18 protein-coding genes are annotated in these 25,633 nt (G+C 40.4%); 3 read left to right on the top strand and 15 right to left on the bottom strand.

The window, feature by feature from the left end; translation table 11 throughout:
* The first annotated feature begins 238 nt into the window (after positions 1-238).
* Positions 239-1,726 carry a sodium/proline symporter PutP gene (gene putP, locus HMPREF1477_RS08640; protein ID WP_016476548.1) on the top strand — a complete coding sequence of 496 codons (1,488 nt, stop codon included), beginning with the start codon at positions 239-241 and terminating at the stop codon, positions 1,724-1,726.
* Positions 1,727-1,805: 79 nt separating this feature from the next.
* On the opposite strand, the gene HMPREF1477_RS08635 is transcribed toward putP, so the two are convergent.
* The 3 genes from HMPREF1477_RS08635 to nifJ all read right to left on the bottom strand — a co-directional run bounded on the left by HMPREF1477_RS08635 (position 1,806) and on the right by nifJ (position 8,451).
* On the bottom strand, positions 1,806-2,834 hold the full coding sequence (locus HMPREF1477_RS08635) for a YafY family protein (protein ID WP_005378417.1): 1,029 nt from the start codon (positions 2,832-2,834) through the stop codon (positions 1,806-1,808).
* A 312-nt stretch (positions 2,835-3,146) separates the two neighbouring features.
* On the bottom strand, positions 3,147-4,736 hold the full coding sequence (locus HMPREF1477_RS08630) for a methyltransferase regulatory domain-containing protein (RefSeq protein ID WP_016476547.1): 1,590 nt from the start codon (positions 4,734-4,736) through the stop codon (positions 3,147-3,149).
* A 175-nt stretch (positions 4,737-4,911) separates the two neighbouring features.
* The gene (gene nifJ / locus HMPREF1477_RS08625) at positions 4,912-8,451 is read right to left on the bottom strand and encodes a pyruvate:ferredoxin (flavodoxin) oxidoreductase (protein ID WP_016476546.1); all 3,540 of its coding nucleotides are present in this window, start codon (positions 8,449-8,451) and stop codon (positions 4,912-4,914) included.
* Between the two features lie 397 nt (positions 8,452-8,848).
* On the opposite strand from nifJ, the gene HMPREF1477_RS08620 reads away from it, so the two are divergent.
* Both HMPREF1477_RS08620 and HMPREF1477_RS08615 read left to right on the top strand, forming a co-directional pair.
* Positions 8,849-9,772 (top strand): LysR family transcriptional regulator, encoded by a 924-nt coding sequence (locus HMPREF1477_RS08620; protein WP_005378410.1) that lies wholly within the window; start codon positions 8,849-8,851, stop codon positions 9,770-9,772.
* Complete coding sequence (locus HMPREF1477_RS08615) at positions 9,772-10,191, top strand: hypothetical protein (protein WP_016476545.1); 420 nt, start codon at positions 9,772-9,774, stop codon at positions 10,189-10,191. The genes HMPREF1477_RS08620 and HMPREF1477_RS08615 overlap by 1 nt, the downstream gene beginning before the upstream one ends.
* A gap of 67 nt (positions 10,192-10,258) precedes the next feature.
* On the opposite strand, the gene HMPREF1477_RS08610 is transcribed toward HMPREF1477_RS08615, so the two are convergent.
* From HMPREF1477_RS08610 to HMPREF1477_RS08555, 12 genes are all read right to left on the bottom strand, one after another.
* Complete coding sequence (locus HMPREF1477_RS08610) at positions 10,259-11,155, bottom strand: hypothetical protein (RefSeq protein WP_016476544.1); 897 nt, start codon at positions 11,153-11,155, stop codon at positions 10,259-10,261.
* Between the two features lie 153 nt (positions 11,156-11,308).
* Positions 11,309-12,625 carry an MFS transporter gene (locus HMPREF1477_RS08605; protein WP_009660750.1) on the bottom strand — a complete coding sequence of 439 codons (1,317 nt, stop codon included), beginning with the start codon at positions 12,623-12,625 and terminating at the stop codon, positions 11,309-11,311.
* Between the two features lie 201 nt (positions 12,626-12,826).
* On the bottom strand, positions 12,827-13,573 hold the full coding sequence (locus HMPREF1477_RS08600) for a Bax inhibitor-1/YccA family protein (RefSeq protein WP_005378409.1): 747 nt from the start codon (positions 13,571-13,573) through the stop codon (positions 12,827-12,829).
* A gap of 231 nt (positions 13,574-13,804) precedes the next feature.
* Positions 13,805-14,161: a cupin domain-containing protein gene (locus tag HMPREF1477_RS08595; RefSeq protein WP_016476543.1), complete on the bottom strand. Its 357-nt coding sequence runs from the start codon at positions 14,159-14,161 to the stop codon at positions 13,805-13,807.
* A 28-nt stretch (positions 14,162-14,189) separates the two neighbouring features.
* Positions 14,190-14,438, bottom strand: coding sequence for a DUF4261 domain-containing protein (locus tag HMPREF1477_RS08590; RefSeq protein ID WP_016476542.1), 249 nt, complete (start codon positions 14,436-14,438; stop codon positions 14,190-14,192).
* Positions 14,439-14,932: 494 nt separating this feature from the next.
* Positions 14,933-16,480 carry a citrate lyase subunit alpha gene (gene citF, locus HMPREF1477_RS08585; RefSeq protein ID WP_005378372.1) on the bottom strand — a complete coding sequence of 516 codons (1,548 nt, stop codon included), beginning with the start codon at positions 16,478-16,480 and terminating at the stop codon, positions 14,933-14,935.
* On the bottom strand, positions 16,470-17,435 hold the full coding sequence (locus HMPREF1477_RS08580) for a CoA ester lyase (RefSeq protein ID WP_005382238.1): 966 nt from the start codon (positions 17,433-17,435) through the stop codon (positions 16,470-16,472). The genes citF and HMPREF1477_RS08580 overlap by 11 nt, the downstream gene beginning before the upstream one ends.
* The gene (citD, locus tag HMPREF1477_RS08575) at positions 17,435-17,704 is read right to left on the bottom strand and encodes a citrate lyase acyl carrier protein (RefSeq protein WP_005379312.1); all 270 of its coding nucleotides are present in this window, start codon (positions 17,702-17,704) and stop codon (positions 17,435-17,437) included. The genes HMPREF1477_RS08580 and citD overlap by 1 nt, the downstream gene beginning before the upstream one ends.
* Before the next feature lie 104 nt (positions 17,705-17,808).
* Positions 17,809-19,209 carry a DASS family sodium-coupled anion symporter gene (locus HMPREF1477_RS08570; RefSeq protein ID WP_016476541.1) on the bottom strand — a complete coding sequence of 467 codons (1,401 nt, stop codon included), beginning with the start codon at positions 19,207-19,209 and terminating at the stop codon, positions 17,809-17,811.
* A gap of 280 nt (positions 19,210-19,489) precedes the next feature.
* Positions 19,490-20,401 (bottom strand): LysR family transcriptional regulator, encoded by a 912-nt coding sequence (locus HMPREF1477_RS08565; RefSeq protein ID WP_016476540.1) that lies wholly within the window; start codon positions 20,399-20,401, stop codon positions 19,490-19,492.
* 46 nt (positions 20,402-20,447) lie between these two features.
* Positions 20,448-22,196, bottom strand: a complete 1,749-nt coding sequence (gene pyk / locus HMPREF1477_RS08560; RefSeq protein WP_016476539.1) for a pyruvate kinase — start codon at positions 22,194-22,196, stop codon at positions 20,448-20,450.
* A gap of 24 nt (positions 22,197-22,220) precedes the next feature.
* Positions 22,221-25,628, bottom strand: a complete 3,408-nt coding sequence (locus HMPREF1477_RS08555; RefSeq protein WP_016476538.1) for a DNA polymerase III subunit alpha — start codon at positions 25,626-25,628, stop codon at positions 22,221-22,223.
* Positions 25,629-25,633: the final 5 nt, after the last annotated feature.

The following is a 25,633-nucleotide window of genomic DNA, read 5'->3' as shown; positions in this document are numbered from 1 at the left end:
CAAAATTAACAATGTTATATGCCATATCAAAATGAAATATCGTGTCTATTTATTGTATCATTTTTTGAGGTATTTTTTGAATTATTTTCATATAATACTGTTTAGTAATTTTAACAATATCATCAATATTTACCAATAAATTATATGATTTACATATCCTATAGAATGGCAATTTATGATACAATAATTAGTATATATTTTAACGTGGTGAACAACCCTAAGGAGGTTTTATATAGGCATGACACACAACAACATAATGATCATAATCGCCTTTGCCTTGTATTTAGGACTGATGATGTACATCGGTGTCTACTACTATCGCAAATCGAACAGTATTGGGGACTATATACTAGGCGGTAGACAGCTGGGACCGTGGATTACGGCACTCAGTGCAGAAGCATCAGACATGAGTGGTTGGATGCTCATGGGTGTACCAGGTCTTGCCTATACTACAGGTATTTCCGGTGTATGGATTGCCGTAGGGCTTACCTTGGGCACCTGGGCCAACTGGCGGTTCGTATCCCGTAGATTGCGTAACCATACGGAGGTAGCTAGCGACAGCTTAACATTGCCGGATTATTTGAAAAATCGTTTCCACGATCAATCCCATTCGGTAGCTGTTATTTCCGCATTGTTCATCTTAATTTTCTTCCTCATCTACACATCGTCTGGATTTGTAGCAGGGGGTAAATTATTTAATACCATCTTCGGTTTGGACTATACGGTATCCCTCTTTATTACGGCGGGCATTGTAGTATTCTACACATTCCTCGGTGGTTTCCTCGCCGTATCGTGGACGGATTGTATTCAAGGTGCGTTGATGTTCTTCGCCATCTTAGCTGTACCTATTACGGCGGCTATGTACTTAGGTGGTCCTATTGATACGATGCAACTCATTCAAAGCGAATTTCCTCAAGGCTTAAACCTTTGGGGTGATACAAGTGATATGTTTGCCCTTGTTATCGGCATCATCTCATCCCTTGGTTGGGGGCTTGGCTACTTCGGTCAGCCACATATCCTAGTTCGCTTCATGGCGATTTCCGATGCAAAGGAACTAAAAAAATCTACCAATATTGCTATGGTTTGGGTTATCCTTTCCTTATTAGCTGCTATTTTCGTAGGCCTCATCGGTCACGTATATATGCTACCAGAAAAATTGGTTGGTACAGATGCAGAAACGATATTCCTCGTTATGACGGAACGTTTATTTACGCCATTTATGGCTGGCCTTATCTGGTCTGCTGTACTTGCAGCTATCATGAGTACTGCATCTGCTCAACTATTAGTAACAGCCTCTGCTATTGCTAATGATTTTTACGCTAATATCATTCACAAAACAGCAACCGACAAAGAACTCGTACTTGTAAGCCGTATTGTTGTATTATTGGTAGCGGCTATATCCATTTTCTTAGCATTAAATCCAGATAGCCTCATCCTTACGATGGTTGCTTACGCATGGGCTGGCTTTGGTGCCTCTTTTGGTCCTGCTATCATCTTCTCCCTATTCTGGAAACGCATGACGCGCCGTGGTTGTATTGCGGGTATCGTCGTAGGTGGTCTTACAGTTCTAATTTGGAAACAATTTGCCTTCTTTGGACTTTATGAAATCGTACCAGGATTTATCTTCTCATCTATTGCGATTTACCTTGTCAGCATTTTCGATAAATTACCACCACGTCCAGTATTAAAAGATTATAAAGAAGCAGAAAAATTGCATATTCTCTAAGAACGCATAAAAGGAGCTATTGATTTCTCAATAGCTCCTTTTTCGTAATAAAGGGCTGTTATACTTAGAGCCCTTCTTCTTATACATATTGTGATAATCCATCACGAATGGCTTCACGCACATCGAACACTAATGATGCTGGCGATAATACTTTCACACTTTGCATATATTGTAGTGCCCAATATTTGAAAGCCTCCCGATTAACATGAACACGACACTCCACCTTTTGAGGCGTCTCGTTTAAAAATGTTACATTTCCATCAAACCAATCGAGAATTTGGTTAACGATACTGCGTTTTGCTTCAAATACTACCGTTACTGATTCACCACCAAACATATAGATATGTTCCTTCATGTATCTATCTACATCAAAGGTATTTTGATTGTGATAGCCTTGGATTTCCCGCAATGGCTTACGGCGAATATCCAATAACTTAATGTTACCAATTCGATCTACACGTAGTGTAGACATATCATCATGGTTATCGTGGTTACCTACCAAGTAGTAGAGTCCTCGACTAGATACTAATTGGTAGGGATTAAAAATATAATTTCGCTCATTACCTGCATAATCAAGATTAGGATATAATTTATTATCTGTACTAGGCTGATAATAGACTAACGAAATTTTTCTCCCTTCCGTCACCGCTTTTTCAATGAGATCAATATTTAGGAATAGATCCTGACTTCTCACAAGAGAATCAGGAGTACTCTTAATTTGTTTTCCATGGGATTTAAAATAACGACCTCCCAAGGCAGATACCTTATCAATCAAGTCTTTACGCTGATTTACACTAATATGACGTGATGCTAATAGACCATCGATTAACAAATGTAACTCAGCCTCTTCAAAGGGATGAATCATATAAAAATTGGTACGACGAATCGAACCATCTGTACCTAGTGCAGATTCTTCACATTCAATATTAAAATTACCAGATTCATATAAATCATTTAGATGACGCCCTAAGGTTTTACGATCTACCGTCAATTCATATTTCTTTGCTAAGATGCTACGAATTTCCTCTTGAGATAATGTATGATTTGCATCTGTTTCATCTCGTAGGATTTCTAGTATATATACTAGTACTGCCTTTTTAGATGCCATGGAAAAACTCCTTTTACAATATACTTATACTAACTAACAACAAAATATGGCCTACTATGACCATATTATTACATGTACACAAAATCACTCATATAAAGTATATCATAAAAGTCATGTTTACTTCATGTATTTTTCATGCATTTCTTCATCTTTCCTATATCTTTTATGCAACTTAACATAACAAAATGTAATATTTATAAAATAAAAAGAAAATATTGAACATAAAAATAAAGGCCAATTCTATATATCGAGAATTAGCCTTTATCTATCCTCCATCGCACATTATTATCATATGCTACACAGGAAATACCTTTATTTAATTTTATTTTCTAAATAGCCTAATGTTTCCATGCGTTTCGTCAATTCAGCATAGAACGCTTCAGCCATAGCTGTTTGATTTTTTGCCTGACCAGCTTGTGCGCCGCCAAAGATATTCTTTTTAATCGCATTAACAATAGTAGATTTTGCCTTTGGTTTATTAAGGATTTCCATAAACATCAAATCTTCATCGGACAGATTTTCCACGGCTTCATTTTCAGAGGTAGCCCCATACATGATGTCTGTACCAGATTCAACTAAAGCTTTCACAAACTTTGTAAATCTAGCAGGTACAAAGGATTGTCCCTCCATATAGTAAGCTTTAGGATGTGGGTGTTTCAAGAAACGTAGACCACCGCGTACAATATGTTCTGCCATCGCTACATATAACGCATTAACAGCTGTTTCTAAGCTTGCATCATCGCCCTTAGCAGCATCATTAGCAGCTTTCACAATGGCTAAAGCCTCGATCATATTAAACTGGCCGCCATCCTTAATAATGGACTGGAATGTATCGCGTACGATATCATTTTCAAACATGGACAATGCTTCTTCATTGAAGAGAATTGTATAGGTAAAGTTGTTAATAATGGTTCGCATAGGTACAGAATTTACAAGTTCCGGATTTCCCATGTCGTAGGTTACAGATTCTGCATGCTTAGCCTTACATATAATAGATTTTCTAAAGGTCGTATCTAGTATAAAATCTAAATATTGCTCTTGAGCTACATGGTCATTAAGTGCGAGTTTATCTAGTGTATCCGCAATATCAGCATCAAAGCTACGTACCATAGATAAAGTTAAATCAGCATCGCATAAGTATGCCAAATTATGCGCTCCTAAATGGTCATTAAATTGATAGAAATATACAGGGTCATTGTTTGGCTCTAAATGATCGTGACCAACATAGTATTCATCTTTTTGCATAACAGAACGAAGAGCACCTAAGAATTTGCTATTTCGTTCCTTTAGATTGTCATATTTTAAAATTTGACTACCTACAATACTGCCAATCGTTTTGCCATGCAGCACCTTTTCCTTGTGATTAAACTGTGTTTTATCACGGTTGCTGAACATCATTAACTGACGTACTTCGTCCATCGTATGCCAACCTGGATAGGTATTATAAGAAATGTAGGCAATGCCATCCTCTGCTAAATGTTCATCGATAAGGCGCAACAATGCATCTTTAACACCGTCATCGACCCAAGAATATACACCATGAGCAATAATATAATCAAAGGTACCTATTTCACTACCAATAGATGCGATGTCTGATTGAATAAGGGATACATTGGTTAAACCTGCATTGGCAATCACTTCGTTGCCTTTTTCGACTTGTTCTTGTGAAAGCTCAATACCTACAAATGTTGCATCGGGATTAAATAATGCTTGGGAAATAATATTGCCACCATAGGTTGCTCCCAACTCTAATACTCTTGCAGTTTTAGGGTTAGGTGCTGAAACCCCCACAAGAGCTGCATAGGCTTCAAGAGTAGCTGGTGTGGTATATGGGAATGGCATGGATTTATAGCCTAATTCACTATAAATGGTTTGTTGTACGTCATTTGTATTCGTAGTCATAATATCCTCTATCATTAAAAACATATATTGTATAAACAATACATGAATAATACACATATATACTATCTATTATACCAAAATCATGTGTACTATACACCTATTCATAAGGATGATAGATGCAAAAGAGGCATCCTCAATGAGGATGCCTCTTGTATATGCAGTTTAGAGAAATTAATTATTTAACTTCTTCGAAACCTTTTTGTAAGCGAACATAGCTTAAGCGACGTTCTTTAGCGTCTTCTTCACATTTAGCGAATAATTCTTCTGCAGCGTCAGGAGCAGCTTTCGCCAAGGAAGCATAACGAACTTCACCTTTAAGGAAGTTTTGGAATTCGTCGTAGTTGCCTTCTTTGGAATCCAAGGAGAATGGGTTTTTACCTTCAGCTTTAAGTTGAGGGTTGTATCTGTAAAGATCCCAGTAACCACAAGCAACTGCTTTGCGTTGTTCTTCTTGAGCTTTACCCATACCAGCTTTGATACCATGGTTGATACATGGGCTGTAAGCGATGATCAAGGAAGGACCTGGATAAGCTTCAGCTTCTGTAACAGCTTTCATCAATTGGTTTTTATCTGCACCCATAGCTACTTGTGCTACGTATACATAACCATAAGACATAGCCATCATGCCAAGGTCTTTCTTCTTAGTACGTTTACCAGATGCTGCGAATTGAGCTACAGCAGCTTCATGAGTAGATTTGGAGGATTGACCACCAGTGTTGGAGTATACTTCAGTATCGAATACCCAGATGTTGATGTCTTCGCCAGAAGCTAATACATGGTCAACACCGCCGAAACCGATATCGTATGCCCAACCGTCACCACCGAAGATCCAGTGAGAACGTTTGATTAAGAATTGTTTTTTATCAAGAATTTCTTTCAATTCTGGAGTTGTAGCACCTTCAGCTTCGATTGCTGCTACCAAACGTGCGGAACGTTGACGAGTAGCTGCGCCAAGGTTAGCGAATTCAATCCATTGTTCCAATGCTTCTTTCAATTCGCCAGATGCTGTTTCAACAGCTTTCTTAGCTACTTCAAGCAATTGTTCACGGATTTTCTTAACGCCGATGTACATACCATAGCCGTATTCAGCATTATCTTCGAACAAGGAGTTTGCCCAGGAAGGACCTTGACCTTGTTGGTTAGTTGTGTATGGAGAAGCTGGCATGGAAGCACCCCAAATAGAGGAACAACCAGTAGCATTCGCAATCATCATACGATCGCCGAACAATTGAGTTAACAATTTAGCGTATGGAGTTTCACCACAACCTGCACAAGCACCGGAGAATTCGAACAATGGTTGTTCAAATTGGGAACCTTTAACAGTTTCCTTCTTCATAGGGTTTTCTTTTACAGGAAGGTTAACAGCGTAGTTCCAAGCTTCAGCTTGTTCGATTTCGGAATCGATAGAAGTCATTACTATAGCTTTGCCCTTAGGAGCTGGACAGATATCAACGCAGTTACCGCAACCCAAGCAATCTAATGGGGATACTGCGATACGGAATTGAAGGTCTTTAGCGCCCAATGCAGGGATTGTATCGAAATGTTCTGGAGCTGCAGCCACTTCTTCTTCAGTTGCCAAGATTGGACGAATTGTAGCATGTGGACATACGAAGGAACATTGGTTACATTGGATACAGTTTTCTGGCATCCATTTTGGAACGAACAATGCAGGACCGCGTTTTTCGAATTTAGCAGTACCAGCAGGTAATGTACCATCTTCGTAACCAGCGAATGTGGATACAGGAAGATCATAACCAGCTTGTGCATTGATTGGTTGTGCAATGTTTTGAACGAAAGATGGGCAGGATTCACAGCCTGGTTTAGCTTTGTGACCACCTTCATCAACAGCGTTTTTCCAGTCAGCTGGAACGTCTACTTTTACAAGAGCACCAACGCCTTGGTCGATAGCAGCGTTGTTCATGTCAACGATGTTTTGACCTTTTTTACCATAGGAAGTAACTACGGATTCTTTCAAGTATTTGATAGCGTCATCTACAGGGATGATTTCAGTCAATTTGAAGAATGCAGCTTGAGTTACCATGTTGATACGACCGCCTAAGCCGATTTCAGCAGCGATTTTCGCAGCATTGATGATGTAGAAGTTCAATTCTTTTTCTGCGATTTGACGACGTAATTTAGCAGGTAAATGTTCGTTCAATTCTTCTGGGGACCAAGTACAGTTCAATAAGAATGTACCGCCTTTTTTGATACCGCGAAGCAAGTCGTATTCATGTACGTAGGATTGACGGTGACATGCTACGAATTGAGGTTCAGTAATCAAGTAAGGTAAGTTGATTGGGTTAGTACCAAAACGAAGGTGAGACATTGTTACGCCACCAGATTTTTTGGAGTCGTAATCGAAGTATGCTTGTGCATACAAGTCAGTGTGGTCACCGATGATTTTGATAGCGGATTTGTTCGCACCTACAGTACCGTCAGAACCGAAGCCCCAGAATTTACATTCAGTCAAACCAGGAGTTTCAACTTCTACGCCTTCAGCACGATCTAAGGACAAGAATGTAACATCATCATTGATACCCAATGTGAAGAATTTCTTACCATTTTCAGCATTCAAGTTATCGAATACAGCAACGATATCTGCAGGGATAACGTCTTTGGAGCTCAAACCATAACGGCCAGCGATAACTTTGATGTTACGACCACCGTCAACTACAGCAGCTTGAACGTCTAAGAACAATGGTTCAGCCAAAGCGCCTGGTTCTTTTGTACGGTCAAGAACAGCGATGCGTTCTACAGTTTGAGGAAGAGCTTTCAACAAACGATCTGTTGCGAATGGACGGAACAAGTGAACGTTGATGAAACCAACTTTGCGACCCAATTTATTTAAGTAATTTACAGTGGATTCTACTACTTGTGCGGAGGAACCCATAGTAACGATTACGTCAGTTGCATCAGGAGCACCTACGTAGTTGAACAATTGGTAGTTAGTACCAGCCAATTTGTTGATTTCGTTCATGTAGTGTTCTACAACGTCAGGAACGTTCAAGTAGAATTTGTTGGATGCTTCACGATGTTGGAAGTAAACGTCAGGGTTTTCTGCAGTACCACGAGTTACAGGAGCATCTGGGTTCAAAGCGTTCTTACGGAATGCTTGAACTGCTTCCATATCTACTAATGGTTTTAATTCTTCATAGTCCCAGATTTGAATTTTTTGAATTTCATGGGATGTACGGAAACCGTCAAAGAAGTTGATGAACGGTACACGAGTTTTAATAGCTGTCAAGTGAGCTACTGCAGACAAGTCCATTACTTCTTGTACGGAGGATTCTGCAAGCATAGCACAGCCAGCTGCACGAGCAGCCATTACGTCTTGGTGGTCACCGAAGATAGCCAATGCATGTGCAGCTAATGCACGAGCAGCTACTTGGAATACGCCTGGAAGTAATTCACCTGCTACTTTGTATAAGTTAGGAAGCATCAATAACAAACCTTGGGAAGATGTGAAAGTTGTTGTTAATGCACCAGCTTGCAAGGAACCGTGAACAGCAGCAGCAGCGCCTGCTTCAGATTGCATTTCTACAACTTGAACAGTGTTACCGAAGATGTTTTTACGACCAGATGCAGCCCATTCGTCAATGTGTTCTGGCATTGGAGAAGATGGAGTGATTGGGTAAATCGCAGCAACTTCTGTAAAACCATAAGAAACGTGAGCAGCCGCTTGGTTGCCGTCCATAGTTTTAAATTTACGACTCATGTGATTATTGCCTCCTTAAGCATTTAGCAAAAATAGAACACTTGCTTAATCTATCATTATGTTTAGGAATAACAACCATTACAAACTTGCGTACATGAAAAAATAATGCAATAATATATATGTTATATATATTTATGGCATTATGTAGTACAAACTATTTTGTAGTGGGCACAACCATAATTCCTAATATCATAACTTGATATAGCCCTATAGACTCATTATAACGTGGCGGGCTATATCAACGCAATACATACAGCGCTTGGCGCCTTGCCAATATCGCTATCCATACTTTACTTAAAGTAATAGCTAATTGCGTTTTAGTAATAATTATTCTCATTTACAAAAATCAATTTTTAAATTAGGTTTGTAATATCTTTTATATATTAGGGGGTTAGTTATGGATTTCCACCATTTAAAATACTTCGTAGAAGTGGCTGATCAAAAGAGTTTTAGTAAAGCAGCAAGAAACTTACACATCTCACAATCCGCGATTAGCCGTACAATCAAAGCCTTAGAAGACGAACTTGGTGTTGTTCTCTTCATGCGTAATGCTAAATCCGTAGAACTCACTGATGGAGGTACCATCTTTTTAACACACGCTAAACGCGTAGTATTTATGTTTGAACATTTAAAAACAGATTTTGAAAACGAGTTTCGTTTGGAGCAAGGTTCCATCCGAATTGGTATCCCACCTATTACCGATGCACCAATCTTTGCGCAACTATTAGGTGAGTTTAAAAAGGTATACCCACAAATCGATTTAGAATTATATGAACAAGGTTCTAAGAAGGTTGAAATCAGTGTACAAGAAGGTTTGATTGATATCGGTATCATCTGTACAAAGCCAAATCCTAAGGAATTTGAATCCTTCTATCTCACATCTGACCCATTATCCGTTATCGTTCCTAAAACTAGCCCACTTGCCAAGGAACCAGAAATTCGATTGGATATGCTTTCAGAAGAATCCTTTGTACTTCACAAGGACGATTTCAATTTACATGATGAAATCATTAAAGCTTGTAAACACACAGGTTTCCAACCTCATATCGTATTCGAAACAAGCCAACGTGACCTCATGTTACAAACAGTAAGTGCCGATTTAGCCATCGCCCTATTACCATCTCGCCTCTGCCCTGAGGTAGGCGAGAACACAGAAGTAGGATCTAAGGTAGTTGTACGTCCTCTCGTTCCAGAAATCATCCATACCTTATATGTAATCTGGAAAAAAGGTCATTACCTCTCCCACGCTTCTCGCTTGTGGTTAGACTTTGTAAACTCCAAATTGCCATTACCTGGTCTACAATTGGAGGCTCATAAATAATGAACAAACCATCTGGGCTCGCAACTAAATTGCGGGCCCTTTTGAAAGCTAAAGAAACGCCCATGTGGGCCGTTATTATAGTTCTCATCATCGTCATCATCATTCAGCAAGTTCAAATATCCGAACTACAATGGCGCGTCGACGAAGATCATGATGGTTCCACCATAGATAGTGTGGCCGGACGTCTATATATTTTAGAAGGCATGGCTAATAAACATAGTGATCAAATTGAAGAACTACAAAAATATATCCGGCAATTACAAAATGATGGCGCTAGATATGATTGGGAACTAAAACAACTGGAATGGTTGCATCCAGAACTAAAGGTTATTTCTCCTGATGGAGATCCTAATCCGTTAAAATCTACAGATCTTAACCTAGACATGAATCCTGGTAATGTACCAGATGTAAAAAAATAAATAAAAGCCAGATACAATACATACTAAAAAGTATTTACATTGTATCTGGCTTTTTATTATATCTGCCTTAATCCGTTTGAACCACAGTAATAGCTTTTATCTTTTTATCAAGGGGAATGTGCCTATATAAACTGAAATTCTTATTATAGGATTTTTCCCATTCACTCACAACAGAGTAGTGCCTATGATGGAAATTACCTTTATCATCTATATAAAGAAAGAGATCTTTTTGAGCCATAACACCAAAGCCCATGGCATCCAAAGTGTACCCCTTATGAACACCATCATTTGTATTTAAATAATCTCGTAACTCTGCTTCACGAGATGTATCAACCCATCCTAATTCCAACACTCTACTAACTAACGTATCTTCAGCAGCCTTATAAGCTTTATTTGCAGCTATAAGTCCCTTATCTGGAAAACCTTGAACATCCTCTTGATATCCAAAGGCTGTCACAACTATAAGTTTTCCCGTTCCATACTGATTCTCATAAGAAATAATCGGATCTGCTACTGTAATAACTTTCTCTACAAAAGGATTCCATAATATTGAATCAATATAATGCTCTTGAGTTTTATACTCTACAATATATTTAGTCTCACCTACATCATTACCGGTCGGTTTTATTTTAACAATACCCTCATCATGAGTAAGGATACTAAAATCTACGTAATATGCTGATACATAATAACCGCCTAATATAGGCTTCAATTGACTCTGTAATTTATCTATCGTCTTATGTTGTTCTAAATCGCCAATATATTTAGCGCGTTCTAAATTCTTAACAGCTGTCTCCCATGAATCATAAGGACCTGAAACTTTAACAATGTCACGGTTGTACACTGCAATTTTCTCAAAGGCAGCTCTACCTTCACCCGTCGGATCATGTAATGATATCGCACTTACAGATACACCTAGTGTAAAAGTTGTTAATACGCTTGCTAATAATAACGTTTTATACATAGTAGCCTCTCTTTTTACTGTAGATTACATTACTCTTATTATACATAAAACAATATATTTACTAAAAGAAAAAGAGCTATATATTTATTCAATATCCGTCATAGAAAAGAATAAAAAATATAACTCTTTTTAAATTTGTATTTAATTTTTAACTTAATCTTCCTTGTGTTCCATAGATTTAGGTAATGTCAAAATCAATAGACCTGCTAGGAACATACAAGCGCCCATTACATAGTAACCGTAAGTAAAGCTACCTGTATGACCGTTGATAAAGCCAAGCATATATGGGCCGACCCAACCGCCCATATTACCGGATGAATTGATAAGGCCCATCGCACCTGCTGCAGCTGCGCCAGATAAGAATGTAGTTGGCATCGTCCACCATACGCCCATACCACCATACACGCCTACAGCCGTTAAACAGATGAATAACAAGCTAATTTCAGGTGATGGACTATGTGGTGTGGCAATAAAACCTATGGTACCAACAAATAATGTGGTCGCCACATGCCAACGTTTTTCATTGCGTTTCTCTGAGGAATAGCCACAGAAAACTTGTACTAATAAGGCAGCACTCATCGGAATGGCAATAGACCAAGCTACAACACTTGGTGGCCATCCGGATAAGCTTTTAAGCACTTGTGGCATCCAGAAACTGAACCCCCAGAACCCAATAACCCACAAGAAATAAATTAATGCTAATCGCAATACCTTTGGATCTTTCAAGGCTTGCCAAATAGTGTATTTCTTTACGGATTGTTTTTCAGCTTCTTCCTTAGCAAGCTCTTCTTTAATGTATTCTTTCTCTGCATCAGTTACCCAAGCAGCCTCTTCTGGTTTTTCTTTCATCCAGAATGCAAAAATGAAAGCAAAGATAACGGCTGGTAATGCTTCTACAATAAACAACGTACGCCATCCATGTAATCCAAAAAATGTCGTATCGAGCAATACGCCTGCTAATGGACCGCCGATAATGTTAGAGAATAATAGAGATGTAAGCATTAAGGAAATTGCCTTTGCCCGTTCTCTCGGTAAAAACCAATTAGGTATCAATAAAGAATAGATAACCGGATATAATGACGCTTCACATAAACCTAACAAGAATCGATATAAGAAGAACTCCCACTCCGTAGTCATTGTCGTCATGAGGACACATACAATGCCCCAACTAAACATGATACGCGCTACCCAATGCATCGCATTAAATCTCGATGCTAACAGAGATGCAGGGACTTCAAATAAAACATAGCCAATAAAGAATATACCTGCGCCCATACCGAATATTTCTGGTGTTAACCATGGTAAATTCTCTTTCATGGTCAAGCCTGCATAGGCGATATTTACACGGTCTAAAAAGGCAATAATAGAAACAATAAATAATGGTAGGATGACATGCAACATACGCCGCCTTGTAAAATCCTTGAAATCGATGGCCCCACTTTGAGGCTCTGGTACAGATGATGAGTTCATATGAATCCTTTCTACTTACTATATGATACGTACCATAATATATTAAAAAAACAAATGTCCTCTGTCAATGATATTATATAGAATATAGGAATAACAAATTAGAATATGTAACATACAAAAAGCACCTTATATCTGTTATGTAAAATCTCAATAAAGATTTCTAACAGTATATAAGGTGCTTTCACATACACTATTCAGATATTAGCGTCTATTACCAAAGATACGCAACAAGGATAAGAACAAGTTAATGAAATCGAGATACAAGCTAAGTGCACCAGCAATTTCAATACGATCTAAAATCGTTTCATCTTCAGATAGTGCCAATTGAGTAACGCTGTTTTTAATCATGTTCATATCAACAGCCGTAAAAATGGAAAATACCACGACCCCAATGTAGCCAAGAATCAAGCTAATTGTACTATAACTAATGGAACTAAGATATGGAATCGAAAAATACGATGCTGCCATAAATACAAGACTTACGATAATCATACCAAATATAGCAGCCACTAAGTACGGTGTTAATCCGGCTAAATTCTTCTTAGTTGTAAGGCCTACAATAGAAAAGGCAACGAAGAACGCCAATGCTCCAATCAATGCTGGTACAGTAGCTTCCATGATGCCATATGCTAACGAAACAAGTGATAAGGTAACGCCATTCAATGCACTATAGATGAAGAACATCGCATATAGGGACATAACATTGGCCTTATACGTGCGCATGCTAAACAAGAATACCACCGCTACTTCTGCAATCAATAAAATATTAAAATTGCTAGCTGCAAAGCGCGCCCATGACGGATTCATTAGCGTCGCAATACCAATACCCAATGTGGTCAATAAACCAACAACCATCCATAAAATAGAGCCCTTTAACCGTTGAGATACAATACTTTCTACCAATGCTACATCATTAGCATTTGGCGTTTGTGTCATATATGGATTCATAAGAACCTCCTTGCTATTTGTAGTTTATATAGTTTGTTATCTATCTATATATTATACTAAAAATTCTTATTCAACGCCATAAAAACACATTGTATAAAACCAAATCATAAAGAATTTGAGTCCTTCTACCTCACTAGTGACCCACTTTCTGTTATCGCTCCTAAAAAAACACTTTATAGTATGAATATATCTCTATCACAAGATAAGAAAATACTATAAAGTACTTTCATATTAATTAGTAGTAACAGGATCATAATCAGACGGCACCGGAGCAACGATACTCACAAAGACAATATCTTCCGTTCCAGTATTTTTTGCACCATGACATTCACCCTTTTTAGATACTATAACTTGTCCCTTTGTAAAAGGCACCTCGGTATCCGGCGTTGGATAAAACACCCCTGTCCCTTGCAATATAACCCATATATCATCAGAATTATGATGATAATGCTTTGGTAAGGTTTGACCAGGTTTAATAACCCAAACTGAACCACCTGTGGAATCAGTTTGATAAAATGGCGTCTTAACAGCTTTCTCCAAACTCTCAACTTTCACAAGTTCCATATCAAAAATACGTTGATTACTCATAATGTTCACACCTTTCATCGATTAACAACTAACGAGTGCCCGATGCATATTCGCCCATATTTACATCAAGCACTGCTCTCACCGGTTGAACTAGGGAATCCTCATACGGCAATGTCCATTGCACTTTTGAATCCAATTCCCCATTCTCTAGGCCGCTAATAGTATCACCATCACCAACAGGATTATCATTTTCTAAAATAAAATACAACATATTATATGCATGAATAACTACATCATCAGGATTCATGCCATGAAAGTGATACTGCACATCAGGCAAGATAAAGCTAAATATAACATACCATTCATTTATAGTATATCAAATGATTACTAGTACTACAATTATTATATAATCCATATTTCATAACAACTTAAAAGATATAACTGTTATAAATATAGCCCGATGATGGTATTCGAACCATGTTCAGCCGTAAGCTGGACGCGCAAGAATATCATCATCGGGCCCCCACAAACGTAATCCGTAGAATACCGCACCCGCTACAATCATGTAGGCGTACAACTACCGATATACTAGAGTTCGTGGTGCGGAACCGCGATAAACACTTGCTCTGTACCGCTGAAGGCGTCACCATCCCCTAGGTAAAAAATAAAACTAACGACAAAAGACCCTCTCCGTGGTCCGTAGAGGAACTTCAGGCATGTGTGAGTCCTAGGACCATGGAGAGGGTCTTTGTATTATTTAATCAGCGTGGGATGGTGATACCACCAGCGGAACCGCACAGTATCTAACCGTGCTCCACATCACCAACTCAATTATAGAGGTTTACGAACCACGTCGATGATAGAGCCATCGCGATATTCTACGATTGCGATGATGTCTTCGTCTTTGTCAGATACAGGGATATCTTGTGGTTTACCTACTAAGTCGAATGCTAATTGTTGTAATTCTTCAATTGTGAAGATAGGCAAGTTGCTATCTTTGAAACGTTCAATCAAATCAGTACGAGCTGGGTTGATTGCGATACCGTATTCAGTAACGAGTACGTCAACAGAGGAGCCTGGTGTAATTACAGTTGCTACTTTGTCGCGGATCATTGGCAAGCGGCCACGGATCAATGGGCAAGTAATAACTGTGCATTTAGCACCTGCTGCTGTATCGGAGTGACCGCCGGAAGCGCCCATTAATACACCGTTGGAGTCTGTCATTACGTTTACGTTGAAATCAAGGTCGATTTCAGTAGCACCAAGGAATACTACGTCGAGGTAGTTTGTAGTGCAGTCTGTCCATGGGTTAGCATACATGGAAGCAGACATTTCGATATGTGCAGGGTTTTTATCCAAGGATGCAGCTGCAGTAGTATCGAATGTTTGAGTATCATAGATAGCTTTGATCAAGCCTTCTTCAAGCATACCAGTCAAGATACCAGTAGCACCACCAATAGCAAAGCCACCAGCTTCACCGCGTTTGCGAAGTTTTTCAGCAATGAATTTAGCCACAGTCAATGGAGCACCACCAGCGCCCAATTGGAATACGAAGCCTTCTTTAATGATGCCAGCTTGGTCAAGGAATTCACCAGCTAGTTCAGCGATTTTAATTTGAATAGGGTTCTTAGTGAAGCCAATTGCACCAGAAGCAATACCTTCTGGGTCGCCTATGCTTTCAACAGGAACAACATAATCTACATCTGTTTGAGGGATGGCATAGTTATGTACATAGTCAACCAAGTTATCAGTGATGATAACAGTTGTATCTGCATAGTGAGAGTCAACCTTAGCATAGCCAAGTGCACCACATGCGGATTTACCCATACGACCTGTTGCATTGCCGCGAGGGTCAGCTGTAGGAGCAGCCATGAAAGCTACATCGATATGAACTTCGCCAGATTCGATAGCACGAGCACGGCCACCATGAGGACGAATGACTACAGGGCGTTTTAACACGCCAGGGTTTTGTGTTAAGAATTTACCAAGACGATCGCGAAGACCAGATGTTTCGAGCGCTGTAACAGTACCGTCTTGAATCATTTCTACCAAGAAGTCATGGCATGGAGACAAGGAAGAAGAAGCGATTGTAATATCTTTAATGCCTTTCGCTTGAACGCGTTCCATAACCATTTTCATAACATAGTCACCATTGCGCAAATGATGATGGAAGGACAATGTCATGCCATCTTTTACGCCAGCTTTTTCGATTGCTTCATCGATGGAAGCAAGAACTTTATTAGTACCAACACGACTCATATGAACAGGTTTACCTGCGCGTTTAGCCTTAGGTTCAATTGCGAATTCACCTTGATATACTTCGCGACCTTCTAGTGCTGGGATATTTGTTGGGATATCGCGACCTACTTTATTTAACATCGTATTCTGCTCCTTCCTCTAATTCAACTTTAATGCCTGCTGCACGTGCTTTATCAACTACGCGTTGTGCACGAACTACGATAGGACCATCGATCATTTTACCATCTACGGAGATTACGCCTTTATTGTTGCGCAATGCATCAGCATAGCTGTTCAATACCTTAACGGAATGAGCGATTTCTTTTTCGTCAGGAGTGAATACTTCATGGATAATTTTGATTTGGCTTGGGTGGATGCAAGATTTACCGTCATAACCCAACGCTTTAATGAATTCAACTTCTTCGCGGAAACCTTGAGGGTCTTTTACGTCAGAGAATACAGTATCGATTACGCGGATACCTGCTTCGCGTGCTGCATGAAGGATTGTTTGACGAGCGAACAACAATTCAACAGCTGGTTTATGTTTACCTGTGCGAAGGTCAGCACGGTAGTCTTCAGCGCCAAGAGCGATAGCTACTACGCGAGGGCCATGGCAGATTTCGCGAACATTGTATAAGCCACGAACAGATTCGATAGCTACGATAATGTTGATTGTACCTTCTGGCCAGCCATTAGCTTTTTCCACTTCTTCAATTTTCTTCGCTACGATTTCAACTTCAGATACGTCTTCAGTTTTAGGTAAACGAATCATATCAGGTTTTGCTGGAACGATAACATCAAGGTCATCATAACCATAAGGTGTTTGTGTAGGATGGTTGATACGAACTACAGTTTCAGCGCGGAATTTACGGGATTTCAATGCTTCTGCAGTCAAAAGACGAGCTGTGTCTTTTTCTGTAATAGGCACGGAATCTTCGATATCGATCATGATGGAGTCAGAGCCGTGGATATCAGCACTGTTAATCATTTTTGGTGTATTACCAGGAACGAACATCATGGAACGGGATAAGCGTTTTTTAGCCGCTTCTGTAAGCGGATTAGTTTTTACTTCTGGAAATGTTTTATCGTTAGCCATTATGCTTTGCTCCCCCTTTCTAATGCGCCCAACACGCGAGCTTTAATTGTATAATCCCAAGCGTTTTTATCTTGTACAGTTACTTTTACGCCATCAAAACCAGCCTCTTTCACTGTGTTCAAGATAACAGATTTAATTTGGTCGCCATATTGACGCATAACTTTGGAAGTCAATTCGATTTCGATGCCGCTAGCAATCGGTTCTACCGTAACTAATGCATCATTTTTTTCGTCGAAGCCTGCTTGCGCAGCTTTCACTAATTGTGCCATGTTACATCCTTTCACTAAAAAATATATCAAATGGCAAAGACCAGACCGTCGCGAAGTCTGGCCTAAGCCGTAAAAACAATGATGATTATAAAATTATATGGTGATTAAATCATACCGATGAAAGTCCACCAAGGAATACCTACTACAAAGAGTAAGATCCAGCTTAAGATTGCTAGGATACCACCAGCAGTCCACCATTCTTTCAAGTTATTATAACCTGCAGAGTAGATGATAGGACCAGGGGATGCACCGTAGTGAGTTACGAGGCCACCAAATGCATTTGTAGCAAGCAATACTAGACCAAACATAACAGGGTTAACACCGGCTGCCATACCTACCGTTAAGAATACAGGAAGCATGGATGCGATATATGCAGTACTAGAAGCGAATAAGTAACGAATTACAACGCTAATAGCGGAAAGAATCAATACTACTACAAGTGGAGACACATCAAGTGCCAAGTTAGTTTGCATGAATGTTGCAAGCCAAGCAAAGAATTTAGCTTTTGTTAAAGCTGTGGATAAACCAAGGATAGCACCAAACCAGATGAATGTATTCCAAACAGCTTTTGTTTGAACCATATCTTCCCAAGTGATGATACCAGATAAGAACACAACAGTCATTGCAACGAGTGCAACTGCTGTAGCACTTAAATCAATACCAATGGAAGGCAATGCCCATCCGATAAGAGCAAGAATAAATACAACAGCCAAGATTTTTTCAGACATTTTCATAGGTCCCAATTTTTCAAGGCCATCAGCAGCCAATTTCTTGTTGTCAATTTTTACTGCTTCAGGACGGTCAATCCAGTAGCCTACAAGTGGTACAAAGATCAACATGATAAGACCAGGTAATGCCAAGGCTAATGCCCATTCCCCCCAAGTCATGCTAAGGCCAGTAATTTTTGTTACGAAGTCTAAAGCTAACACATTAGGAGCCATAGCTGTTAAGAACATAAAGGACGTAATCTTTGTTACGAAGTAACCATTCATCAAGATAAAGGAACCGCCGCGTTTTGCAGTATCACCAGGGTAAGAACCGATAGATTCTGCAATGGATAAGTTAATAGGATATACGATACCAGCTGCACGTGCTGTATTAGAAGGTGTTGCTGGAGACAAGATTAAGTCAAGAAGCGCTGTTACATAGCCTAAACGCAATACTGTGGAACCGAATGCACGGATTAAGTGGTACGCTACACGGTGACCAAGACCAGTTTTACCAAAGGCAACGCTCAAGGAGAAGGCTGCAATGATCATCCACAATGCTGTGGAGCCATAACCTACCAAAATATCTTTTGCATTGTCCATGAATAATGCAGAAGCAGATAATACGGATAATAAAATAATTTGAATTGGATACGGTTTTAAAATCAAACCTAAGATACCTGCGATGTAGAAACCAAATAGGCGCCACGCTTCCGCAGAAAGCCCTGCTGGTGGAGTTGTAAACCAGAGGATAATTGGGATCAGCACGATAACGGCTAATTTTACAAGTCTTTCCATGTTTTTTCCTTTCTTATAAACATAGGCATATACTGTTCATCCTAACACTACCCAAGTAATTCGTAATACGCGACTATTACTTTATGAATTCTTGTATTTAGTATGATTTCATTATACGTTGATAATCATTTTCTGAAAAATAGATTACCTTTATAGGGGTCATAAAAATTTTTATAACTGTCATTCATACTTTTTATGCATTTTTCTCATAGATTTTTAGGTGTAAATGAAAAAAATGCATGCATACACCTCTAACAAGATGTATACATGCACTTACATGTTATGATTGATATTCTCTAAAAATACTATCGTCTACGACAGTGTGTTTTTTATAGTAATCTCGTACGTACTCGATAAATGTTTTGACAGCAATTAAATTGGCCGACTCTTTTGTGTATACCATATTGGTATCACGCGTAATATACGTTCCATCCTTACTACGCAATGGGCTAACATAAATATCTTTGTCTTTACAAGATCCAAGCCCCATATAGGTTAGGATAGACCATCCGAGTCCAGCCCGCACAAAATGACGACATGTACTCATGGAATTGACATCCATCGCCACAATGGGAGGTGCCTCGAAATGCTCAGCACACCATTTTTCAATGATATTGGCTACCGATGCATCGGTTTGGTATCGAATAAAGGGCACCTTCTCTAACGATTCTGGTGGAACTAACTCTTTGTATACCAAGCAATACGGTTCTTCCAATAGCAATTCTGAATTGCCGGATACTTCATAGCCACCACGTGCAAACGCCACCATACAATCACCGGTATTAAACATCTTTACAACTTGATGGCTGAAAGCTGTCTTAACTTGAATATGTACATCTGGATACTGTTCGCGGAACGATTTCAACAAAGCTGGTAATTCATAATCTGCAAAATTAATGGACGATGCAATCTTCAATGTACCTTGAATCTTACCAGTAGACGATGTCAATGCGTGTTCCAAGGCCTCTCTATCATGCAGCATGCGTTTGCAATAGTCATAATAGATTTCACCTTGCGGCGTCAATGCAATGCCTTCTGTCGTACGAAGCAACAAGGAGTACCCTACGCTATCCTCTAAATGACGCAGTCGATAGCTCAAAGCGGGTTGCGAAACAAATAGCTTTTCAGCCGCTTTTGTTATATTACCTTCATCCACAACGGTTACAAAGGTACGCCATTCTTTATCATCCATAGTCGTACTCCTTTTTTATGACCAACCTATTTATATTATATATTGCTTATCGTGCATTCGCAATGCCTGCAAAGACCTTGCCTCGTTCGCCATCGATGGTGACCTCTGCGCCTTCAAGCAATACGTCATGAGCATCTTTGGCGCCTAAGATGACAGGAATACCATACGTAATGCCTGCAATGGCACTATCTGATGTGTAACCATCTTCTACGGCTACAATACCGCCAGCTCGTTTAGCAATGTTCATCAACTCTGGTTCCATAGTCCCTACTACGAGGATATCACCAGATTGGAAGCTTTCATAATCATTCTTATGATTAGCTGCAATAAATACGCGACCCGTAGCGGATTTACGTAGGATACCATTACCAGATAACAACACCTTGCCTGCAATATGAACGCGAATCATATTCGTAGTACCTGTAGAACCAGAAGGTACGCCAGCGGTAACGACAACTAAATCACCAGAGTTGATGGCATTCGCCCCGAGAGCACCGGTAATCGCCTGTTTTACCATTTCATCAGAGTTGATATTTTCACAGCCCTTGATGGCTTCAACGCCCCAGCACAATTGCATGCGACGAATCGTTTCATCATGCGGTGTAATGGCGATAATTTTGCAATCTGGACGATGACGAGCCACACTAATCGCAGTATGACCAGATTCGGTACATGTCAAAATAGCTGCTGCCCCAAGATCACTCGCAACTCGCACACTAGCCAAACATACAGCCTCAGTGGTTGTCACATCATCGCTTTCCTGCGTTCTACTCTTATGATCATAAATAGCAGACTGCTCCGTTACCTCTGCAATGCGCGTCATGGTCGTAACAGCTTCCACTGGATATGCGCCATTAGCAGTCTCACCAGACAACATAATCGCATCGGTGCCATCTAAGATGGCATTGGCCACATCACTCGCTTCGGCGCGCGTAGGACGAGGGTTTTGAATCATAGATTCCAACATTTGCGTAGCCGTAATAACAGGTTTACCAAGACGATTACATTTTTCAATCATCATCTTTTGCAATACCGGTACTTCTTCGGCTGGAATTTCTACGCCCAAATCACCACGAGCAATCATAAGACCATCCGCTACATCGAGAATTTCATCAATATTATTGACTCCTTCAGCATTTTCAATTTTGGCGATAATCTTAATATCCTTTTGTTCAGATTCCAAGATGCGACGAATGGCTACCACATCCTTAGCGCGTTGCATAAAGGATGCGGCCACAAAGTCCACACCTTGTTGGCACCCAAAACGCAAATCTAATTCGTCTTGCTCGGATACAGGTGGCAAGCTAAGCGCTACGCCTGGCACGGCCACCCGTTTGCGATTGCCAATTTCACCGCTGTTTTGAACGGTCGTAATAATGTTGTTACCTTCAATAGCATCGATGGTCAATCTAACGAGGCCATCAGCTAAGAGAACCGTATCGCCAACGTGCACATCGCCTACTAAACCTTTATGGTTTACAGTACTAATGTCTTGCGTGCCTTCTACATCATCCGTAGTCAATATAAATTGTTGCCCCGCTTCGAGGAACACCTTGCCCTCTTTAAATAGACCAAGACGAACCTCTGGACCTTTTGTATCGAGCAACAATGCGATTGGTTTATTGACAATCATCGCCGCATCACGCACCATTTGCATGCGCTCTGCTTGCTCTTCATGCGAACCATGAGAGAAGTTAAAACGAGCCACATTCATACCAGCGCGCATCATATCTTCTAAGATACCGAACTTATCCGTGCCCGGACCTACGGTACATACGATTTTTGTACGTTTCATATATCCTCCTAAATTGAATATATACTATTGCACCTCTACGGAACCTTCACCTAAAACGGATTCGATACGTGCGATGATCTCATCTGTTGGTGCAAAGCATAATTGAGGTGATAAATTAATTCGTTTTCGTTGTTTATGTAAATATAATGCTGTCGGTACTTGCCCTTCTGCTTGTGAAAGTATTTCCTTCAACGCATTACTATTCTCTGGCGTATCATAGGCACCTCGAATATGGATAGCGATTTGTCGTGCATTGTTGTAATTTACCTTTAATGGTGCAATGCAATCAGCAATAATCTGCACACCCTTTTCATCCGCATCAACACGGCCTCGCACCTTAACAACCATATCGACAGCCAAAAATTGTTGGCTCTGAGCAAATACCTTCGGAAATGCCACCACTTGAGCGGAACCAGAATAATCTTCAATGCGAAGAATACTCATGACATCGCCCCGTTTTGTAGGTCTATCCCCTCTTTCAGCAATGAGACCGCCAAAGGTAATCGTTTGGCCATCAAAACGCTCTGGATTTTCAAGGAGTTGCCCCAGTTCAAAAAGGCCTTTTAATTCCTTGTTATAGCCTTGCAATGGATGGCCCGTAATATAGAATCCTGTGTAGTCCTTTTCATCCTTCAATTTATCATCTTCCGATAAATCAGGTAAATTCGGTACCGGAATCATATCGACGTCATCCGTGCTTTCACCAAAGAGACTCATAGTCCCCATGGCAGCATCCTTTTGCTGCTTAGCCCCTACAGCCTGTGCACTTTCATACATATGCAACAACTGATTGCGGTTTTCCTCAAATCCGTCCATAGCACCACAGCGAATTAGGCTTTCCAGCAAGCGTTTATTCACAACCTTACTATCTACGCGACGACAAAAATCGGTAATGCTCGTATAGAGACCATTGGCCTCACGCTCTGTAATGAGTCGATCAATAGCATTATCCCCTACATTCTTGATTCCCCCAAGGCCAAAGCGAATGGCATCACCTTGTACAGCAAAGCTACGCAAGGAATGGTTTACATCGGGACCGAGGACCTGCACATTATGTTTTTTACAGGCATTAATGTAATAGGTGAGCTTATCCATATTTTGCATAAAACTCGTCATGGTAGCGGCCATAAATTCTGGAAAATAATGCGCCTTAAGATACGCTGTTTGGTACGCAATATACGCATAGGCCGCACTATGGGATTTATTAAAGCCATAGCCGGCAAAGTAAACGAGCAAGTCAAATACTTCATTTGCAATGGACTCTTCGATGCCATTATTGATAGAACCTTGTATAAAGGATTCACGTTGCGCCTTGAGGACGGATTCCTTTTTCTTACCCATCGCACGGCGCATCAAGTCCGCTTGACCAAGGGAGAATCCCCCCATAGCAGACGCAATTTGCATAACCTGTTCTTGGTAGAGAATAACTCCGAACGTATCTTTCAAAATAGGTTCCAAAATCGGATGTAAATAGGTCACCTCTTTTTTACCATGGCGACGGTCGATAAAATCCGCCACCATGCCAGATCCCAAAGGGCCTGGGCGATAAAGTGCAACGAGAGGGATTAAATCCTCAAAATGCTCAGGTTTCAAATCCATAACAAGCTTAGTAATCCCATCGGACTCAAGTTGAAATACACCGGATGTATCGCCTTTGGTAAGGAGCTCACAAGCCGCTTTATCATCTAATGGGATAGCATCTAAATCGAGATCAATACCTCGGTTTGCCTTAATGAGCTTAAGGGCATCCCCCATAACGGTCAATGTACGGAGGCCCAAAAAGTCCATCTTCAACAGGCCTAGTTCTTCGATATTATCCTTATCATATTGAGTGACAAAGCCCTCTTCATTAGAGTTTTGTACAGGCACATGGTCATCTAGAGGGTCCGCAGAAATTACGACACCCGCCGCATGGGTAGATGAGTTACGCGCAATGCCCTCTAGCTTTTGGCCAAAATCAAATAACTCTTTTACATTAGGGTCTGTATCATATAAGGCTTTTAAATCTTTACCCTTTAAAGCCTTTTCTAAGGTGATGCCCAATTCATTAGGAATCATCTTCGCAATACGATTGACCTCAGCTAATGGTAAATCGAGCACACGACCTACGTCACGAATAACGGCGCGGGCCGCTTCTGTACCAAAGGTGATGATTTGGGATACGCGAGCTTGCCCATATTTTCGCGTTACATAGTCGATGGCTTCGCCCCGCTTTTCATAGCAGAAGTCGATATCGATATCAGGCATGCTTACCCGTTCTGGATTAAGGAATCGTTCAAAGAGCAAATCGTATTGTAATGGGTCAAGGCCTGTGATACCTAATAAATAAGCTACAACAGAACCAGCTGCAGAACCACGACCTGGGCCTACAAGGATATCGTGTTCTCGCGCGTAACGCACATAGTCCCATACGATGAGGAAATAGTCTTCAAAGCCCATCGTCCCAATAACATCGAGTTCGTAGTCGAGACGTTTTTTAAGCTCATCAGATGTATCGCCATATAAGCGAGGTATTTCCCGTTCACAAACCTTACGCAAATAAGTTTTAGACGTTTCGCCCTCAGGCACATCAAAGTGCGGCAAATGGTGTTCATCAAAATTAAATTCTACATTACATCGGTCTGCAATCTTTACTGTATTTTCTAACGCCCCAGGGATGTGTCCAAAGAGCTCCGCCATCTCGTCCCCAGATTTTAAATAGAACTCATCATTAGGGAATTTCAAACGATCTACTTCGGCGCGACGTCGGCCCGTTTGAATACAGACGCGGATATCCTGAGCATCAGCGTCGTCTTTCATAACATAGTGGAAATCATTGGACGCCACGATGCCTAGGCCATATTCATCGGCTAATTGGCATAGCACTTGCTGAGCTCGTAACTCTTCAGGTAAACCGTGATTTTGAATTTCTAAAAAGAAATTATCTTTACCGAAGGTTTCAATATACCACTCAACAGCACGGCGAGCCCCCTCCATATTATCTTGCAGAATATATTGAGGTACTTCCCCTTGAATACACGCACTAAGGGCAATAATGCCCTTGCTGTATTGACGCAACAAATCATGGTCAGCACGGGGCTTATAATTAAAACCTTCCGTAGAGGCCTTCGATACAATTTTAACAAGATTTCGATAGCCTTCCATCGTTTCGGCTAGTAAAATAAGATGTTTTAATCGCTCACGGCTACGCCCTTCTGGTTTATCAAGGCGGCTACCTTCTGTGACATACACTTCACACCCAATAATCGGTTTAATGCCTTGTGCCACACATTCTTTATAAAAATAGATGGCTGCATACATATTGCCATGGTCCGTAATGGCAAGGGCTGGTTGTTCCAATCCCTTCGCGCGGCGCACCATATCCGGCAAACGACTGATGCCGTCCAATAAACTAAATTCCGTATGACTATGTAAATGTACAAATGGCTTCATGGTAC

Source organism: Veillonella sp. HPA0037 (genome assembly GCF_000411535.1).
Classification (GTDB): domain Bacteria; phylum Bacillota; class Negativicutes; order Veillonellales; family Veillonellaceae; genus Veillonella; species Veillonella atypica.
Note: the sequence above shows the minus strand (reverse complement) of the source record. Positions and strands in the feature narration are given on the sequence as shown.

Bases quoted from the DNA above. Each gene is read 5' to 3' on its own strand.
- putP (WP_016476548.1), top strand. From the start codon at position 239: ATGACACACAACAACATAATGATCATAATCGCCTTTGCCTTGTATTTA.
- HMPREF1477_RS08635 (WP_005378417.1), bottom strand. From the start codon at position 2,834: ATGGCATCTAAAAAGGCAGTACTAGTATATATACTAGAAATCCTACGA.
- HMPREF1477_RS08630 (WP_016476547.1), bottom strand. From the start codon at position 4,736: ATGACTACGAATACAAATGACGTACAACAAACCATTTATAGTGAATTA.
- nifJ (WP_016476546.1), bottom strand. From the start codon at position 8,451: ATGAGTCGTAAATTTAAAACTATGGACGGCAACCAAGCGGCTGCTCAC.
- HMPREF1477_RS08620 (WP_005378410.1), top strand. From the start codon at position 8,849: ATGGATTTCCACCATTTAAAATACTTCGTAGAAGTGGCTGATCAAAAG.
- HMPREF1477_RS08615 (WP_016476545.1), top strand. From the start codon at position 9,772: ATGAACAAACCATCTGGGCTCGCAACTAAATTGCGGGCCCTTTTGAAA.
- HMPREF1477_RS08610 (WP_016476544.1), bottom strand. From the start codon at position 11,155: ATGTATAAAACGTTATTATTAGCAAGCGTATTAACAACTTTTACACTA.
- HMPREF1477_RS08605 (WP_009660750.1), bottom strand. From the start codon at position 12,625: ATGAACTCATCATCTGTACCAGAGCCTCAAAGTGGGGCCATCGATTTC.
- HMPREF1477_RS08600 (WP_005378409.1), bottom strand. From the start codon at position 13,573: ATGAATCCATATATGACACAAACGCCAAATGCTAATGATGTAGCATTG.
- HMPREF1477_RS08595 (WP_016476543.1), bottom strand. From the start codon at position 14,161: ATGAGTAATCAACGTATTTTTGATATGGAACTTGTGAAAGTTGAGAGT.
- citF (WP_005378372.1), bottom strand. From the start codon at position 16,480: ATGTTAAATAAAGTAGGTCGCGATATCCCAACAAATATCCCAGCACTA.
- HMPREF1477_RS08580 (WP_005382238.1), bottom strand. From the start codon at position 17,435: ATGGCTAACGATAAAACATTTCCAGAAGTAAAAACTAATCCGCTTACA.
- citD (WP_005379312.1), bottom strand. From the start codon at position 17,704: ATGGCACAATTAGTGAAAGCTGCGCAAGCAGGCTTCGACGAAAAAAAT.
- HMPREF1477_RS08570 (WP_016476541.1), bottom strand. From the start codon at position 19,209: ATGGAAAGACTTGTAAAATTAGCCGTTATCGTGCTGATCCCAATTATC.
- HMPREF1477_RS08565 (WP_016476540.1), bottom strand. From the start codon at position 20,401: ATGGATGATAAAGAATGGCGTACCTTTGTAACCGTTGTGGATGAAGGT.
- pyk (WP_016476539.1), bottom strand. From the start codon at position 22,196: ATGAAACGTACAAAAATCGTATGTACCGTAGGTCCGGGCACGGATAAG.
- HMPREF1477_RS08555 (WP_016476538.1), bottom strand. From the start codon at position 25,628: ATGAAGCCATTTGTACATTTACATAGTCATACGGAATTTAGTTTATTG.